The organism is Streptomyces tubbatahanensis (genome assembly GCF_022699385.1).
Classification (GTDB): domain Bacteria; phylum Actinomycetota; class Actinomycetes; order Streptomycetales; family Streptomycetaceae; genus Streptomyces; species Streptomyces diacarni.
This window is the reverse complement of record NZ_CP093846.1, coordinates 7303010-7319293: the sequence shown is the minus strand read 5'-3', so window position 1 is coordinate 7319293 and position 16284 is coordinate 7303010. Positions and strand designations below refer to the sequence as shown.

Here is a 16284-nt window from a genome sequence, read left to right as displayed (position 1 = left end):
TGCACGGCGGTGACCCAGCGGCGCCGTTCCGCCGGGTCACCGGTGCCGTGCACGTGCGGCGGGCGTGTCAGGCGTACACGCGCTCCACGAACTCGGCGAGCTGGTCGTCGCTCAGGTGGTGGGCCAGGTCGGCTTCGCTGATCACGCCGACCAGCCGCTTGTTCTGGTCGATGACCGGCAGGCGCCGGATCTGGTTGCCCTCCATCTCGCGGAGGACCTCCTGAAGGTCCGCTTCCGTGCTGACCCAGCGCGGGGTGCCCCGGCACAGGTCTCCCGCCGTGACCCGAGCGGGGTCGTGTCCCGCCGCGACGCAGCCGACCACGATGTCGCGGTCGGTCAGGATGCCGCACATCCGTTCGTCGGCGTCGCCCGGGTCACTCACGGGCAGGGCTCCCACGTCGAGCTCGCGCATGAGCTGCGCGGCGCGGTCGAGGGTCTCGGTGGCGGGCACCCACTGGGCGCCAGGGTGCATGATGTCGGCTGCGGTGGTCATGGCGTCCCTCCTGTCGACGCGGTTCAGCCGTTCGCTCCGACCCCCCTCGTCCATCGTCCCCGCCCGCACCGGAATGCGCCATTCGGGTGCTTCGTGCGCCGGCAGTAAACGCGTTGCCCGGCCCCTGCGGCCGTCCTAGGGTCCCCAGCGTGCTCAGTCCACCCGCCTCGGTGACCGAGGAGACGATCCGCCGGACGGTCACCGCGTCCTGGTCCTCGCCGGTACGCCACCTGGGCCACCTCCCCTGGGGATTCGGCGCCCACCACTGGCGTGCGGCCCTGGACGACGGCCGGGAGCTGTTCGTCACGCTCGACGCCCTGGCGCCCCGGCACACGCGCGCTTCGCTGGAAGCCGCCTACGCCGGCGCGGCCGCGCTGGCCGCGGCCGGTCTCGCCCCGGTGTGCGCGCCGCTGCCCTCGCGCTCAGGGCGCTACACCGTGGAGCTGGCCGACGGCGCACTGAGCGCCACCCCGTGGCTGGCGGGCCGGTCACCTACCGAGGCGGAGGCACAGGCGCCCAGGCACGTGGAGCGGGTGGTCGCGGCGGTGCGGGACCTGCACCGCGCCGCGCCTCCCCCGGGGCTGCCCGAGTGGGCGCCGCGCGTCCCCCGTGACTTCGCCCACCGTCTGCGGGCCCGCACGGCCGGCTCCTGGGACGTCGGGCCACAGGCCGAAGAGGCGCGTGCGGCGATCGCCGCACGGCTCGGCCGGATCGCGGACTGGACCGAGCGCTACCACCGGCTGGCGGCGCGCGCCCGTGCTCAGCGCGGCGCCTGGGTACCGACCCATGGCGAGCCGCACCACGCCAACCAGGTCGTGACCGGCCAGGGCCTGCGGCTCGTCGACTGGGAGTCGCTTGCCCTGGCTCCGCCCGAGCGCGACTTCGCCGACCTGCTCGCCGCCGGCGCGGGAGACAGGGTGCGGGCGCGTCCCGCGATGGCCGACCTGTTCGCGCTCGACTGGTGCCTGTCCGAAATCGCCGAGTACGCCGACTGGTTCGCCGCCCCGCACACCGGCACCGAGGACGACGTGGTGGCGTTGGAGGGGCTGCGCGAGGAACTGGCGGGCCCGCCTCAGCTGTCCCGGTAGGTCTCCAGCAGCCGCAGCCATACCTCGCTGAGGGTCGGGTACGAGGGCACCGCGTGCCAGAGCCTGCTCAGCGGGACCTCACCGACGACGGCGATCGTCGCCGAGTGCAGCAGCTCCGCGAGTCCGGCGCCGACGAACGTGGCGCCGACGACGACTTCACGCTCGACGTCGACGACGAGACGCGCACGCCCCGCGTAGTCGTCGCGGGTCAGGCCCGCGGCCGCGACGTCGGCCATGTCATAGTCGACCGCACGGACACGCCGCCCCGCACGCTCGGCCTGACCGGCCGTGAGCCCCACAGCGGTGACCTCGGGGTCGGTGAACACCACCTGGGGGACGGCGTGGTGGTCGGCGGTGGCGCTGTGCGCGCCCCACGCGTCGGCCGTCACCGCCCCCTGCGCGCGAGCGGCGATGGCCGCTCCCGCGATGCGCGCCTGGTACTTGCTCTGGTGCGTGAGCAGGGCCCTGTGGTTGACGTCCCCGACGGCGTACAGCCACCCGTCCGCCACGTCGGTGACGCGCAGGGTGTCGTCCACCGTCAGCCAGGACCCCGGCTCCAGGCCCACGGTCTCCAGACCCAGGTCCTCGGTGCGCGGCGCACGGCCGGTCGCGAACAGCACCTCGTCCGCCTCCACCTCCTGCCCCGCGTCGGTGCGGACGGTCACAGGACCGTCAGGGCGCGCGCGTGCGACCTCGGTGACGGACTCGCCCACGCGCACGTCCGCGCCCGCCGCGCGGAGGGCGTCGGCGACGAGTTCCCCGGCGAAGGGCTCCATGCGCGGCAACAGGCCGCTCCCCCGGGCCAGGAGCGTCACCCGGGAGCCGAGCCCCGCCCACGCCGTGGCCATCTCCACGCCCACGACTCCGCCGCCCACCACCACGAGGCGGTCCGGCACCCGGGAGGCGCTGGTCGCCTCCCTGCTGGTCCAGGGCCTGGCGTCCGCGACCCCCGGCAGGTCGGGGAGCACGGCGCGGCTGCCGGTCACCACCACGACGGCCTGACGGGCCGAGAGCCGGCGCACCGTTCCGTCCTCCTGTGTCACCGTCACCTGGCGGGGCCCGGACAGCCGGCCGTGGCCGCGTACGAGGTCGATCCCCGCGCTCGCCAGCCACTCGGCCTGGCCCTCGTCCTGCCAGTGGGACGCCTCCTCGTCGCGGTGGGCGAAGACGTCCTCGACGTCCAGCGGCAGGGAAGGGCCGCCCCGCAGGCCCCACGTGTGGCCGGCGTCGGCCCGTGCGGCCACCGGCCGCAGCAGCGCCTTGCTGGGCATGCAGGCCCAGTAGGAGCACTCGCCCCCGGCCAGTTCGCTCTCCACCACGGCCGCGCTGAGTCCCGCCGCCCTGGCCCTGTCGGCGACGTTCTCGCCGCCGGGGCCGGCGCCGAGCACCAGCACGTCGTAGCGGGAACCGCTCTGATCGTCGGCGCCGTTCGCAGCCATTCCGCTCTCCTGCACGCTCGTCGAAGGTCGCCGCCGCCTCGTCGAGGGTTCCGCCCCCCGCGGCGGCGCCGGCCCACGGGCTGCCGGTGCGGCAGCGGGTGGGCCGACCGTCCTACAGTGCCATGCGGGGCCCGTCATCGCGCGTCATCGCACGGGGCGGACCGCACGGGCGGACCTCAGACGACGCCGGTCCGCAGGGCGTGCCAGGTCTTGGGGCCGACGATGCCGTCCGCCGCGAGCCCCTTCTTCTTCTGGAACCAGACGATCGCCTTCCTGGTGTCGGGCCCGTAGATACCGTCCTTGGCGAGGCTGCCCGGGTAACTCCACACCTCGTCCACCAGCCACTGGGCCTCCTTGACGGCCGCCCCTTGGTTACCCACGCCGATGATCGCCCCCTCGCCTGGTGTGCGACGGGGGCGACGCTACGGAGGCGGAGACCCGGGCCGCATCCGGCGCCGGGTTGAATCGGACACAGCGGGTAAACCGCCGCCGTAGTCCCCGGGTTCCATGCGCCGGGCGCGTACCGCTGCCGGGCCGCACCACCGCCACACCGTCTTCCCGCCGGTCAGGAGCGGTGCGCCGGCTGACCAAGTCTTTCCCTCTGACCTCTTGACGGTGTCGCTTGGCGAAAACTACGTTCTGGCTACCGGAAACGCGCTTCCATTTCGTGGAAACCTCCCAACGTTCCCCGCCTCCCCTCCACTCCTCGCCCTCTCCTCCCCTCTCCCTCCTCCCCTCCCTCCCCCTCCCCCCGGAGCTCCGTATGACTGCCGTGGATGAGCGGTCGTCCGTGGAGACCAGCAACGCCGCCAGTTCTGGCCTCTACACCTACGACCTCGCCCCGACGAAGAAAGAAGGGCGCCGCTGGGGCGCCTACAACGTCTTCACCCTCTGGGCCAACGATGTGCACAGCCTCGGGAACTACGCGTTCGCCATCGGGCTCTTCGCGCTCGGCCTCAACGTGTGGGGCATCCTGGCAGCCTTCGCGCTCGCCTCCGTCCTGCTCTTCCTCCTGCTGACGCTCTCCGGCTTCATGGGACACAAGACGGGCGTCCCCTTCCCCGTGATGAGCCGCATCGCGTTCGGCATCAAGGGCGCGAAGATACCCGCCGGCGTGCGCGGAGCCGTCGCCATCGCCTGGTTCGGCATCCAGACCTACCTGGCCTCATCCGTACTCAGCGCCCTGCTGGTGGCGATGTTCCCCGGCATGGGCCACCTGGACGACAACGCGATCCTGGGCCAGTCGACGCTCGGCTGGATCACGTTCCTGGCGCTGTGGGCCCTGCAGATCCTCATCGTCAGCTACGGCATGCAGATGATCCGCCGGTACATGGCCTTCGCCGCGCCCACGACGTTGATCACCATGTGCGCGCTCGCGGCCTGGATGTTCTTCCGCGCGGACGGCTCCGTCTCCCTGTCCATCGACGCGCCGCTCACCGGCGGAGCGATGTGGCTGCAGATCCTGCAGGGCGCCGCGCTGTGGGTGGTGGTCTACGGCACCTTCGTGCTCAACTTCTGCGACTTCACCCGGTCCGCCAGGAGCCGCAGCTCCATCGTCCGCGGCAACGTGATCGGCATACCCGTGAACATGCTCTTCTTCGCCGTCATCGTCGCGGTTCTCAGCGGGGCCCAGTTCAAGCTCGACGGACATGTCATCACCAGCCCCACGGACATCGTGCGGACCATCCCGAACATGTTCCTGCTGGCCGTCGCCTCGCTCGCCCTGATCGCCCTGACCGTCGCGGTGAACCTGCTGGCCAACTTCGTCGCGCCCATCTACGCGCTGGTCAACTTCTTCCCCCGGCGGCTGAACTTCCGCAAGGCCGGGCTGGTCAGCGGCGTCCTGGGGCTGGTGATCCTGCCCTGGAACCTCTACAACAGCCCCGTCGTCGTCAACTACTTCCTCGGCGGGCTCGGCGCCCTGCTCGGACCGCTATTCGGCGTGATCATGGCGGACTACTGGCTGCTGCGGAAGGCCCGCGTGAACGTGCCCGACCTCTACACCGAGGACGCCCAGGGCGAGTACCACTACCGCCGCGGCTACAACCCGCGCGCCGTCGCCGCCTTCGCGCCCAGCGCCGCGGCGGCTGTCGTGCTGGCCCTCGTTCCCGCCTTCCACGCCGTGGCCGGCTTCTCCTGGTTCATCGGCGCCCTCCTCGCCGCCGCCGTGTACGCGCTCATCGCGGACCGCGGCGTCGCGCTCCGCGACGTGGACGGCGAGGCCATCGCCGTCGCCGCCGAATGACCGCACCGCCAGTCGAAGACACCAACCAGCAGCAGAAAGCCGGAGCATGCGCATCCTCGTCGTGAACGTCAACACCACGCGGTCCATCACCGACGCGATCGGACGGCAGGCGAAGAGTGCCGCGTCGCCCGGGACCGAGATCGTGCCGCTCACCCCCTCGTTCGGCGCCGAGTCGGTCGAGGGTAACTACGAGAGCTACCTCGCCGCGCTCGCCGTGATGGAGACCGTCCGCGCCTACCAGAAGCCGTTCGACGCGGTGATCCAGGCCGGTTACGGGGAGCACGGACGCGAAGGGCTACAGGAACTGCTCGACGTCCCCGTCGTCGACATCACCGAGGCCGCCGCGAGCACCGCCCAGTTCCTGGGCCGCACCTACTCCGTCGTCACCAGCCTGGACCGTACGGTGCCCCTGATCGAAGAGCGCCTCCACGCGGCCGGGCTCAGCGCACGGTGCGCCTCCGTGCGCGCCAGCGGTCTGCCCGTACTCGCGCTGGAGCAGGACGAGAAAGCCGCCGTCGACGCCATCGCCGAGCAGGCCGCCCGTGCGGTGGAGGACGACCGCGCGGAGGTGATCTGCCTGGGCTGCGGCGGCATGTCGGGACTGACCGAACGCGTCGTCGACCGAACCGGGGTGCCCGTCGTGGACGGGGTGACCGCGGCCGTGAAGATCGCCGAGTCCCTCGTCGGCCTCGGCCTGTCGACGTCCAAGGTGCGGACGTACGCCCCGCCGCGGCCCAAGGCGGTCCTCAACTGGCCACCGGTGGCGCGCTGACGCGGGCCGGCAGGCCGGAGCGCGGGCGCCGCATCCGCGCGCTCGCCCGCCCCACACACGTCATCAGCACGCGGGAGTCCGCGAGGGGACGCCCGCTCGGAGAGTCGAACCGGAGGACGAGGCCATGATCCACCTGCACACCCGCGACGCGGTCGAGGAGTATCTGCGGGTGCGTGCGGATCTGTTCTGGGCCATGTGCACCGACCACCACAACGGCGTCGCCGCCCAGGAGATCGCGCGCACGGCGGCCGGCGCCTACAGCCCGCCCGTCATCGTGGAGTACCTCTCCTGCGTCGCACTGCGCGACGACGCGCGGGCCGCCCTCCGCCGCGCCGGACTCCACCGCTGCGTGGGCGTGCGGTCGACCGGAGCGGGAGGCGGACCGCGCGCCGCGCTGCTCGCCGCGACCCGCGACCCCGCGGAACTGGAGGACGAGGAACGCCGCACCCTGCCCGAGCGCGTCACCACGGCGTTGGGAAACGCGGGCATCCACCTGGAGATCCGCGACCACACCGCGCTGACCGCCGTGCTCCACGGCGGCGAGGAGGTCCGCATCCGCCGCGCACGGCACCGGGCCGCCTGAGGAGACCACACAGGCCGCGGAGGCGCCGCGTCCCCTAGCATGCCGGGCCATGGCGATGTTCGTGCACGTGACGTCCGCGGCGAACGCGCCGCGCATCCGGCGGTCCGGCATCCGCGCGGCCGGTCACGGCCAGGGCGGGGCGCGCGGGGTCCACTGCTTCCCGGTGCTGCCCTCGTACACGCTCACCCACCAGTGGGTGCGCGAGCTGGCCCGGTTCGGCAGCCGGGGCGGGCTCGTGGCCGTCCATCTGCGCCTTGCGGACACCGAGCCCGTGGTGGTCGGCCGGTACACGGACCGGGCGCGGAACGCCCAGGAGACCCTGCGCGCCGCCGAGGCCGTACGCCGGATCGCGGCGCTGCCCGACCCGCGCGGGTGGGAGGTGTTCGTCCCCAGGGCGGTCACGGCGCGCGAGGTCCACCGGGTCCGCTGCGCGCCCCGCGTGGCGGGCTGGCGCTACCTGCCGGACGCGCACGGGAGGCGGCCGTGCACCTGCGTGGGGTGCCGGGAGCGCGGCGGGTACGGAGCGCGGCGGCTGCGCGAGCGTCTCCCGCACCCGCTGGACGGCCCCCCGCCACCCGTCCGGGTGCTGCTTGAGAGGGTCGCGGCAGCCGGCGACCCCGGCGACCCGGCCGTGCTGCGCGAGGCACTGCACTGGTTCGGCATGCGCCGTCGGGGCCCCCTCGACCGGTTGCGCCCTCTCGCCCGCCACCCCGACCCCGGGGTGAGGGAGGACCTGGTGTGGGCGCTGGCCCGCTGGTCGACCCCGGGGGTCGCCGCGCTGCTCGACGGTCTGGCCGACGACCCGCACCCGGATGTCAGGCAAGCGGTGGAGGACGTCAGGGACGGCTGACCGCAGCCGCGCGTCACCCCGCCGCGGGAGGGGTGCTCAGGCCGTAGGTGCGCGCTGCCGTCCCCGACCACACCTGCGCCTGTTCGCTCGGTCCCAGCGCGGCGGTGAGCGTGCGGGTCGTCGCCATGACGTCCGCGTAGCGGGCGGCCAGTGTGCACACGGGCCAGTCGGAACCGAACATCACGCGCTGTGGGCCGAAGGCGTCGAGGGCCGCGTCCACGCAGCCGCGCAGCTCCTCGACCGTCCAGGTGTCCCAGTCGGCTTCGGTGACCAGCCCCGAGAGTTTGGCGACGGTGTTGGGCAGCGCGGCCAGGCGCCGCAGCCCGGCCTCCCAGGCCCGGGTCTCCCCCGTGGCCAGCGGCGGCTTGCCCAGATGGTCGAGCGCGAAGGTCAGTTCGGGAACGGCGGCCGCCGCCCGCTCCGCCGCCGGCAGTTGGTGCGGCAGGACGACGAGGTCGTAGCTGAGTCCCCCCGCCGCCACGGCGCGCAGCCCGCGCAGGACGTCGGGACGCACCAGCCACTCGGGGTCGGGCTCGCCCTGCACCTGATGGCGGATGCCGCGCAGGAACCGGCCGCCGGGCAGCGCACGCAGCCTGGACAGCTCCTCCGCCACGCCCACAGCGGTCAGGTCCGTCCAGCCGACCACGGCCGCGATCAGGTCACTGCCGGCCGCCAGGGCGAGGAGTTCGGGGGTCTCCCGCGCCTCGGTGACGGTCTGCACCAGGACGCTCGCCGTCACCGAGGCGGCACGGGCCTCGCCCGCGAACTCGGCGGCGGAAAACGAGCGGCGCAGCGGTGCCATGGCGGGGCCGCTGATCCAGGGCTGGTCGCGCACGCTCAGGTCCCACACATGGTGGTGCGCGTCGACGACGTGCATGCTGTGCGCCTCTCTCCTCGTCACAGGGCTCGGGCCTCTCCCGAGGTACCGAGGGTGTCAGGTTCGTGGCCCGGCCTCAGGCGCGGGTGGCCGGGGGCGGCTCGGTGAGCCAGAGGTGCTCGATCTCCTCGAGCGACTTGCCACAGGTCTCGGGCACGCGGCGGGCCACGTACCAGGCGGCGACGGCGGACAGGAAGGCGAAGAGCGCGAAGACCGTGCTGCCGATGGCGTGCAGGACGTCGGGAAAGACCAGGGAGAAGAGGAAGTTGAGCAGATACTGGGTGAAGGTGATCACGCCCATGCCGAGGGCGCGGGCGCGGAGCGGCAGCACCTCGGGGCAGTAGAGCCAGAACACCGGGCCCAGGCCGAAGCCGAAGGCGAAGGTGTAGACGAACACGCAGGTGACGGCGACAGCGGTGACGTCGGGGAAGAGGGCAAGGACGATCATCGGTGGCACCTGCACGGCCAGCGAGAGGGTCAGGAGCCTCACCCTGCCCAGGCGTTCGATGAAGGGCAGCGAGGCCGCCGTCGAGAGCACCAGGGCCGCGCCCACGCAGTAGTTGGCGAGGGTTCCGGCGCTGCCGGACCCTTCGGGGGTGAGGTGCTCGAAGATGATCGGGGCGTAGTAGACGACGGCGTTGATGCCCGTGAAGACCTGGAAGAACGTCAGGATCAGGGTGATGCGCAGGGGTCTGCGGTAGTGCCCGGTGAACAGTTCGCGCAGGCCCGCGTGCTGCTCCACGAGGCTGGTGCGGATCTCCTCGACCTCGGCGCGGGCCGCCCCGTCGGTGGAGCGCAGCGTGCGCAGCACCGACTCGGCCTCCTTCACCCTGCCGTGCATCATCAGCCAGCGGGGGCCTGCCGGGCTGAGGACCATGCCGGCCAGGAACACCGCGGCCGGCAGGGCGCCCAGCCCCAGCATCCACTCCCAGGCGCCTGAGGAGGAGAGCGCGTCGCCGACGGTGAACGCGACGAGGATGCCCACGTTGACGGAGAGCTGGTAGAGCGCGGTGATGCGGCCGCGCAGATGCTTGGGGGCGAGCTCGCTCAGGTAGATGAGGCCGAACATGTTGGCCAGGCCGACCGCGAAACCGAGGACGAACCGGGAGACCATGAGCGTGGCGGCGTTCGGGGCCAGGCCACAGCCGATCGAGCCGACGACGAAGATGACGCCCGCCAGGACGAGCAGATGCCGCCGGTCCCAGCGCCGTGCGGCGAGCGATCCGGCGACGATGGCCGGCAGCGCGCCGAGCAGCAGCAGGCTGGTGACCAGGCCCTGTCCTGTGGAGCTGAGGCCGAAGTCGTCGGTCAGCGGTTCGAGCGCTCCGGATATGGCGCCCGAGTCGTAGCCGTACAGGACGCCCGAGAGACCGCCGAGCACGGCGACCCAGTGCACTCTTTTGGGTACCGCTCCGCCGTCCTGCGTGCGGGCGGCCGCGCCCGTCCGTATGTGTGTCACGGGTTGTCGTCCCTCCAGGTCGGATCGGTCCTCGCTGCCCCGGCAGGCCACGGACGCGGTGACCTCACGGCCGCTGGTCCGCTTCTTCACTCGTCCCTTCGCGGCAATCGGCGCGGGAATCGTCTCGGGACTCTTCGCGGGGTTCTTCGCGGGGTTCTTCGCGGGGTTCTTCGCGACGATCGGGCAGTTGCCACACCACCGGCAGCCCGGCGTCCGCCCCTCGGGCGGAGTAGTCGTGCACCACGTCGAGGAGTTCGGCCATCCGCGCCTGCCAGCCGACGTTGACCGGAAGGCGCTCCAGCTCGGCGAGCAGCCGCGCGTAGTCCTCGCACTCGATGAGGTGGAACAGGTCCGTGCCACCGCGCCAGATCGTCCAGGACGTGCAGCCGGCCGCCCGGATGGCGGCGGTCAGTTCGGCGGGCACCTCCCGGTGCGCCGCCTCGTACTCGGCGATGCGCTCCTGGCGCACGCGCGTGTGCAGAGCAACCCTCATAACGTCACCTTTCGGTGTCCGGTGTGGCCGAGCAGTCCGGAGGAGGCGAGCGCGTCCCACAGGCCGTCGGGGAACGGGCGCCGGAACTGGGCGGCCGCGTCCCGTACTTCGGCCGGGGTCCGCAGGCCCAGCAGCACCGCGGCGACGGCGGGGTGGCCCAGCGGAAAGCGAGCTGCGGCGGCGCGCAGGGGCACCCCGTACTCCGCACAGATCCGCCCCAGGCCCTGCGCCCGCTCCAGCAGGTGCCGGGGGGCGGGTCGGTAGTCGTAGGTCGCCTCGGGCCGCGGGTCGGCGAGCACTCCGGAGTTGAAGACGCCCCCGGCCACCACCGAGGTGCCCCGCGCGTGGGCGGCGGGCAGCAGGTCCGCGAGGCCGCTGCGGTCGAGCAGGGTGTAGCGGCCGGCGAGCAGGACGGCGTCGATGTCGGTGTCGCGCACGAACCTGGCGGGCATCACGGTGGTGTTCATGCCGACGCCGATCGCCTTGACGACGCCCTCGCCCCTGAGGCGTTCCAGCGCGGGGTAGGCCTGGTCGAGGGCCGCACGCTCGTGGTCGTCCGGGTCGTGGAGGTAGACGATGTCCACCCGGTCGAGTCCGAGCCGTTCGAGGCTGGCCTCCAGGCTGCGGCGGACTCCGTCCGCGCTGAAGTCCCACACCCTGCGCAGGTCGGCCGGGACGGCGAACCCGTGGTCCAGGTCGTCACCCCGTGCGCCGCTGACCGGTTCGAGGAGTCGTCCGACCTTTGTGGAGACGGTGAAGTCGTCCCGCGGCCGCCCGCGCAGCGCCGCGCCCAGCCGCCGCTCGGCCAGACCGAGCCCGTAGTGCGGCGCCACATCGAAGGTGCGCACCCCCTCCTCCCACGCGGTGTCCACCGTGGCCAGCGCCTGCTCCTCGCTCACCGCCTCGTACAGGTTGCCGAGGCAGGCGGCGCCGAAGGCGAGCCGCGTCACCCGTGCCGTGCTCCCACCGAGCGCGGCATGCGGCAGTACGCCGCTCATGTGCCGGCCGGCCGCAGGCGCAGCCCCGACATGCCGCCGTCGACCGCGAGTGCCGTACCGGTCACCGATCCGGCGCCGGGTGAGGCCAGGTGGACGATGGCGGCGGCGACCTCCTCGGCGGCGACCAGGCGGCCGTGCGGCTGGCGGGCCTCGAGCGCCCGCCGCTCGGCCTCGGGGTCGTCGGCCGCCGCCAGCAGCCGGCCCACCCAGGGCGTGTCGACCGTCCCGGGGTTGACGCAGTTGACGCGGATGCCCTCGCGGACGTGGTCGGCCGCCATGGCCAGCGTCAGCGCGTACACCGCGCCCTTGCTGGCCGAATACAGGGCGCGCTGCGGCAGCCCCGCGGTGGCCGCGATGGAGCAGGTGTTGACGATCGCGGCACGCGGCGAGCGCCGCAGGTGGGGCAGGGCGGCGCGGGTGGTGCGCGCGATGCCGACGACGTTGACGTCGAGCACCCGCTGCCACTCGGTGTCGGTGTTGTCGGCGACCGTGCCGGCGGCGCCGATGCCCGCGTTGTTGACCAGGATGTCGATGCCCCCGAGCAGGTCGGCAGCGCGCTGGACGGCCGAGCGGACGGAGGCGTCGTCCGCGACGTCGGCCCTGATGCCGTGCAGCGGTGCCTCCACTCCCGAGGGCTCCAGGTCGAGCACGGCGACCTCGGCGCCGCCGTCGGCCAGTCGCCGGGCGGTGGCCCGGCCGATTCCCGAGGCTCCGCCGGTGACGAGGGCGCGCAGTCCGGTGAGTTCGTGCGTGATCATGCCTGGGCCTCCGCGGGGTCGGTGGCGCCCTGGCCGTCGCCGCGCCGGGCGAGATCGGCGGCCCAGAAGCGGCCGTGTGGATAGGTGTAGTTGGCGATCGACTCCGGGTCCATGGCGGCGGAGAAGCCCGGCGCGAGCGGCGCGGCGTAGTGCCCGTCCCGGATCACGACCGGGTCGCGGAAGTGCTCGTGCAGGTGGTCGACGTACTCGATGACCCGGTCCTCGGTCGTGCCCGACACCGCCACGAAGTCGAACATCGACAGGTGCTGCACCAGTTCGCACAGGCCGACACCGCCCGCGTGCGGGCACACCGGCACACCGAACTTCGCGGCCAGCAGCAGGATCGCCAGGTTCTCGTTGACACCGCCGACCCGGGCCGCGTCGAGTTGCAGCACGTCGAGCGCGTCGGCCTGGAGCAGCTGCTTGAAGACCACCCGGTTGTGCACGTGCTCGCCCGTGGCGACCTTGACGGGTGCCACCGCGCGCCGGATCGCGGCGTGCCCGAGCACGTCGTCGGGGCTGGTCGGCTCCTCGATCCAGTACGGGCCGAACTCGGCCAGCCGAGCGGTCCACGCGATGGCTTCGGGCACGTCCCAGCGCTGGTTGGCGTCGATGGCCATGCGGAACCCGGGTCCTACCACCTCGCGGGCGGTGCGGCAGCGCCGGATGTCGTCCTGGAGGTCGGCGCCCACTTTCAGCTTGATCTGCCGGAAGCCCGCCGCCATGGCCTCCTCGGCGAGCCGGGCGAGCTTCTCGTCCGGGTATCCGAGCCAGCCCGGCGAGGTGGTGTACGCCGGGTAGCCGCCGCGGTGCAGCTCCTCCTCTCTGGCCTCGCGGCCCGTACGGGCGCGGCACAGCAGGTCGAGCGCCTCCTGCTCGGTCAGCGCGTCGGTCAGGTAGCGGAAGTCGATCTGGGAGACCAGCCACGCGGGTTCGGCGTCGGCCAGCAGCTTCCACAGCGGCTTGCGCGCCTGCCTGGCCGCCAGGTCCCAGGCGGCGTTGACGACCGCGCCGACAGCCATGTGCATCACCCCTTTCTCGGGGCCGAGCCAGCGCAGTTGGCTGTCCCCGGTCAGGGCTCTGCTCAGCGATCCCGGGTCCGCGCACAGCTCGGCGACCGGCCGTCCGACCACATGCCCGCGCAGCGCCTCGATGGCCGCGACCTGCACGTCGTTGCCCCGTCCGATCGTGAAGGTGAACCCGTGCCCGTCGAGCCCCTCACCTGCGTCGGTGCGCAGGACGACGTACGCGGCGGAGTAGTCGGGGTCCGGGTTCATCGCGTCGGAGCCGTCCAGCTGTCTGGAGGTCGGGAAGCGGACGTCATAGGTGTCCATCGCGATGATCCGTGCAACGTCTGCGGACAACTGGGTTCCTTTCGCAGCCTGCCCCGCGGCGGCGCCACCGTTGCGTCGAGGGAGCATCCAACGCCTCAGAGATCGGATGACTGAACGACGAGTCGACACTATTCCCGGGCGACCGAGCCGCGCAAGGAAACATCGGATCTCTTTTCGCGCCACTCGGTACCGGGGCGCGCGGGGCTTGCGCGGCTTATGGGATTTTGCAGCGCTCCTGCGCTGATTCCCCTGCGTGTGCGCTGCGTTCGCTGCGCGTGCGCTGAGTCCGCTCCGTGGAGCGGCGGCGCGCACCCGGCGTCCCCGGCGTCCCGTATCCTCCCGCACCGCGTTCAGGGCCGCAGGGTGACGGCTCCGCCGTCCGGAAGGGTCACCTCCCTTCGCCGGCCCTCCGCCACCACCGTCACCCGGGTTCCCGCCGCACCGTGGAGAGTCGCCTCGGTGAAAGCGCCCTGCGCCCATGCCAGGTCCAGCCGCAGCCCGCCACGCAGCCCGATGCCGGTGACGCGTCCCGCCTTTGCCCACGCGTCCGGCAGCGCAGGCAGCAGTTCGACATGCCCTGGGCGTGACTGGGCGAGCATCTCGAGCATCGCCACCGGCGTGCCGAAGTTGGCGTCGATCTGGAACACCGACGCGGAGCCGGAGAGCTGGTACATGTCGAACATGTTGATGCCGGAGCCGTTGCCGTGCTCCACCGAAGGCCTCATGACCGTCCGCACCAACCGGTACGCCTTCTCCGCGTCCTTGAGGCGGGCCCAGCACATGGCCCGCCAGGCGCACGCCCAGCCGTAGCTCTCCATCCCGCGCGCGGTGAGCAGCTTCCTCACCCCGTCGAGCACCTCGGGGGGTGAGTCCTCGACGGTGATCCGGTCCCCGGGGAAGAGGCCCACCAGCGGGGAGAGATGGCGGTGCTCCTTCTCCCCCAGGTTCTCCTCGGACATCCACTCCTTCAGCCACCCGGTGGTGGAGCTGACGCCCGGCAGGTGGAGCCGGGAGCGCAACCCGGCGACGGTGCGGGCGAACGCGGCGTCCTTGCCGAGTTCGTCCGCCGCGGCGCCGTAGTTGCCGAACAGCTGCCACAGCAGTTCCTGCGCGTAGGTGATGCCGCGTGCGTCCTGGGGGCCGTGCTCGGGTGACCAGTCGTGGTCGTCGACGAGGACCCGGCGCTCCCGCCCCGTGCCGGGGTCGGCCACCGTCACCTCGACGAGCCGCGCCTCCCAGAACTCGCACGCCCCCTTGAGCAGCGGGTAGATCTTCTCGAGGTGCCGGGTGTCCCCGGTGTACTGGTAGTGCTCGTACAGGGAGTTGCACAGCCAGGCGTTGCCGGCCGGGTGCCACCTCCAGCCGTTGCCGCCGAAGATGTTGGTGGAGAAGGCCAGGGTCCAGCCCGCGAGCTTCTCCGAGGTGTTGCGGAAGGTGTTGCGCGGGTCGTTGAAGTGCTTTCGCGTCGTCTTCTCCCACACGGGCTGCTGGGCGAGGCAGTAGTCGGTGAAGGCGTCGAAGCACGCGCTCAGGCCCGCGCGGTCGGGCAGCCAGTAGTTCATCTGGAGGTTGATGTCGGAGTGGTAGTCGGACATCCACGCCGGATCGTTGCGGTCGATCCACGGGCCCTGGAGGTTGACGGGCAGGCTGTCGCGGGAGCCGCAGATCATCAGGTAGCGGCCGAACTGCAAATAAGCGGACTCAAGTTCGGGGTCGGGCGCGGCGTCCGTCCCGGCGGCTGCCGCGAGCCGGGCGGCCGTGTCCATGCCGCGCTGCTCGTCGGTGGAGGGGCCCAGGTCGACGCTCATCGTCTGCTGGAGGCGCTGGTGATCGGCGACGTGTGTGGCCAGCAGCCGGCGGGCGGGCGTGGCGGCCGCCGAGGCGGCCTTCGCGCGCGCCACCCGCAACGGGTCGAGGGACGCGTCCTGGAAGCCGGCCGAGGCGTCCGGCGCGTAGTTGGTGCCCGCGGAGACGACCAGGTTCACCTCGGAGCAGTCCTCGAAGGTGACCCGGTCCCCGGAGGCGGAGACCGTTCCCCCCACGCCGGCCGCCTTGAGCAGCGCCGCGTATCTGAGCCCGTTGTCCAGTGCGGCCGTGAACCAGGCCTCGGCCGCACCCCCGTCCGCCGACGTCTCCTCGCCACGCGTACCGGCGAGGGACAGCTCGCCCGTGCAGCTGCCGCCGGTCTGGGTCAGCCGTATGACGAGCACGTCGTCGGGGTGGCTGGCGTACACCTCGCGCCGGTACGACGCGGTGCCCACCGTGTACGTGGTGACGGCGAGGCCGTTGCTCAGATCGAGCGTCCGCCGGTAGTCGGAGACGGCTGACGCGGTGTGCCCGGGGATGTCGAGGTACAGCCGCGCCAGCTGTCCGAAGCTGCCGAAGGTGGCGGGCTCGTAGGGGAACTGGCCGTCCGGGCCGAGCGTGTCGTTGGCGCCTCCGCTCCACAGGGTCACGTCGGCGAGGTACAGCGCGTCGTGCGAGGCGTGCTGGGTCGTCAGGGCGCCCAGGCGTCCGTTGCCGACCGGCAGCCCCTCTTCCATGATCGAGGACTCGTCGCCAGGCGTCCCGTACCAGAGGGCCACGGCCTCCTCGTCGGGAACCAGAGCGGGCGACGAGGGCCGGTCGGCGGCGTACGCGGGGCGGGAGAACTGTGGCAGGGAGGAGAGTGCGAAGGCCGCTCCCAGCGCGGCGGCCGTGCGCAGCAGCGCGCGCCGGGAGGTACCCGTTCCGGGCGAGAGATCGGAGGAAGGCGAGGGAGCGGAGGGCTGCGAGGGATCGGAGGGGTCGGAGTGACCGGGCGAGTGGCCTGAGGAGGCATGTGGGGGGATCACGGGCGCTTTCGCCTTCCGTCGGTCAGTGCTGACGCACCGTAGAGGTCCGATACATCGGATG

The 16284-nt window shown here is 72.5% G+C and carries 14 protein-coding genes and 1 pseudogene; 5 read left to right on the top strand and 10 right to left on the bottom strand.

The annotated features are described in order from the left end of the window. Nucleotides 1–67: 67 nt before the first annotated feature. Nucleotides 68–493 (bottom strand): CBS domain-containing protein, encoded by a 426-nt coding sequence (locus MMF93_RS31360; protein WP_242756540.1) that lies wholly within the window; start codon nucleotides 491–493, stop codon nucleotides 68–70. Nucleotides 494–642: 149 nt separating this feature from the next. Here MMF93_RS31360 and MMF93_RS31355 point away from each other — a divergent pair, with 149 nt between their 5' ends. Beyond that, nucleotides 643–1581, top strand: a complete 939-nt coding sequence (locus MMF93_RS31355) for a phosphotransferase (RefSeq protein ID WP_242756539.1) — start codon at nucleotides 643–645, stop codon at nucleotides 1579–1581. On the opposite strand, the gene MMF93_RS31350 is transcribed toward MMF93_RS31355, so the two are convergent. Next, nucleotides 1566–3020 (bottom strand): dihydrolipoyl dehydrogenase family protein, encoded by a 1455-nt coding sequence (locus tag MMF93_RS31350; protein WP_242756538.1) that lies wholly within the window; start codon nucleotides 3018–3020, stop codon nucleotides 1566–1568. The two genes, MMF93_RS31355 and MMF93_RS31350, sit on opposite strands and share 16 nt — an antisense overlap. Before the next feature lie 176 nt (nucleotides 3021–3196). Beyond that, a complete protein-coding gene (locus MMF93_RS31345; protein WP_242756537.1) occupies nucleotides 3197–3400 on the bottom strand; it encodes a peptidoglycan-binding domain-containing protein in 204 nt (67 codons plus the stop codon). A gap of 383 nt (nucleotides 3401–3783) precedes the next feature. Between MMF93_RS31345 and MMF93_RS31340 the strand changes: the two genes are divergently transcribed. From MMF93_RS31340 to MMF93_RS31325, 4 genes are all read left to right on the top strand, one after another. Further along, the gene (locus tag MMF93_RS31340) at nucleotides 3784–5265 is read left to right on the top strand and encodes an NCS1 family nucleobase:cation symporter-1 (protein WP_242756536.1); all 1482 of its coding nucleotides are present in this window, start codon (nucleotides 3784–3786) and stop codon (nucleotides 5263–5265) included. A 46-nt stretch (nucleotides 5266–5311) separates the two neighbouring features. After that, complete coding sequence (locus MMF93_RS31335; protein ID WP_242756535.1) at nucleotides 5312–6037, top strand: aspartate/glutamate racemase family protein; 726 nt, start codon at nucleotides 5312–5314, stop codon at nucleotides 6035–6037. A 124-nt stretch (nucleotides 6038–6161) separates the two neighbouring features. Beyond that, a complete protein-coding gene (locus MMF93_RS31330) occupies nucleotides 6162–6620 on the top strand; it encodes a hypothetical protein (RefSeq protein ID WP_242756534.1) in 459 nt (152 codons plus the stop codon). Nucleotides 6621–6669: 49 nt separating this feature from the next. Beyond that, entirely contained in the window at nucleotides 6670–7470 is an 801-nt protein-coding gene (locus tag MMF93_RS31325; RefSeq protein ID WP_242756533.1) for a HEAT repeat domain-containing protein, read from the top strand. A gap of 13 nt (nucleotides 7471–7483) precedes the next feature. Here MMF93_RS31325 and MMF93_RS31320 read toward each other — a convergent pair whose 3' ends face one another. From MMF93_RS31320 to MMF93_RS31290, 7 genes and pseudogenes are all read right to left on the bottom strand, one after another. After that, the gene (locus MMF93_RS31320; protein ID WP_242756532.1) at nucleotides 7484–8347 is read right to left on the bottom strand and encodes an amidohydrolase family protein; all 864 of its coding nucleotides are present in this window, start codon (nucleotides 8345–8347) and stop codon (nucleotides 7484–7486) included. 76 nt (nucleotides 8348–8423) lie between these two features. Further along, nucleotides 8424–9806: a sugar porter family MFS transporter gene (locus tag MMF93_RS31315; protein ID WP_242756531.1), complete on the bottom strand. Its 1383-nt coding sequence runs from the start codon at nucleotides 9804–9806 to the stop codon at nucleotides 8424–8426. A 181-nt stretch (nucleotides 9807–9987) separates the two neighbouring features. Further along, nucleotides 9988–10299 (bottom strand): annotated as a pseudogene (locus MMF93_RS31310) (L-rhamnose mutarotase); the annotation flags it as partial. After that, on the bottom strand, nucleotides 10296–11297 hold the full coding sequence (locus MMF93_RS31305; protein WP_242756530.1) for an aldo/keto reductase: 1002 nt from the start codon (nucleotides 11295–11297) through the stop codon (nucleotides 10296–10298). The gene MMF93_RS31305 and the pseudogene MMF93_RS31310, both read right to left, overlap by 4 nt. After that, nucleotides 11294–12055, bottom strand: a complete 762-nt coding sequence (locus MMF93_RS31300) for an SDR family NAD(P)-dependent oxidoreductase (RefSeq protein ID WP_242756529.1) — start codon at nucleotides 12053–12055, stop codon at nucleotides 11294–11296. The genes MMF93_RS31305 and MMF93_RS31300 overlap by 4 nt, the downstream gene beginning before the upstream one ends. Beyond that, on the bottom strand, nucleotides 12052–13419 hold the full coding sequence (locus MMF93_RS31295; protein WP_242756528.1) for an L-fuconate dehydratase: 1368 nt from the start codon (nucleotides 13417–13419) through the stop codon (nucleotides 12052–12054). Before MMF93_RS31295 ends, MMF93_RS31300 begins: the two co-directional genes overlap by 4 nt. A gap of 320 nt (nucleotides 13420–13739) precedes the next feature. Next, nucleotides 13740–16220, bottom strand: coding sequence for a glycoside hydrolase family 95 protein (locus MMF93_RS31290; RefSeq protein WP_423835648.1), 2481 nt, complete (start codon nucleotides 16218–16220; stop codon nucleotides 13740–13742). Nucleotides 16221–16284 lie beyond the last annotated feature (64 nt).

Excerpts from the sequence above, each read along its gene's own strand:
- MMF93_RS31335 (WP_242756535.1), top strand. The coding sequence starts at position 5,312 with ATGCGCATCCTCGTCGTGAACGTCAACACCACGCGGTCCATCACCGAC.
- MMF93_RS31350 (WP_242756538.1), bottom strand. The coding sequence starts at position 3,020 with ATGGCTGCGAACGGCGCCGACGATCAGAGCGGTTCCCGCTACGACGTG.
- MMF93_RS31305 (WP_242756530.1), bottom strand. The coding sequence starts at position 11,297 with ATGAGCGGCGTACTGCCGCATGCCGCGCTCGGTGGGAGCACGGCACGG.
- MMF93_RS31320 (WP_242756532.1), bottom strand. The coding sequence starts at position 8,347 with ATGCACGTCGTCGACGCGCACCACCATGTGTGGGACCTGAGCGTGCGC.
- MMF93_RS31360 (WP_242756540.1), bottom strand. The coding sequence starts at position 493 with ATGACCACCGCAGCCGACATCATGCACCCTGGCGCCCAGTGGGTGCCC.
- MMF93_RS31300 (WP_242756529.1), bottom strand. The coding sequence starts at position 12,055 with ATGATCACGCACGAACTCACCGGACTGCGCGCCCTCGTCACCGGCGGA.
- MMF93_RS31330 (WP_242756534.1), top strand. The coding sequence starts at position 6,162 with ATGATCCACCTGCACACCCGCGACGCGGTCGAGGAGTATCTGCGGGTG.
- MMF93_RS31325 (WP_242756533.1), top strand. The coding sequence starts at position 6,670 with ATGGCGATGTTCGTGCACGTGACGTCCGCGGCGAACGCGCCGCGCATC.
- MMF93_RS31340 (WP_242756536.1), top strand. The coding sequence starts at position 3,784 with ATGACTGCCGTGGATGAGCGGTCGTCCGTGGAGACCAGCAACGCCGCC.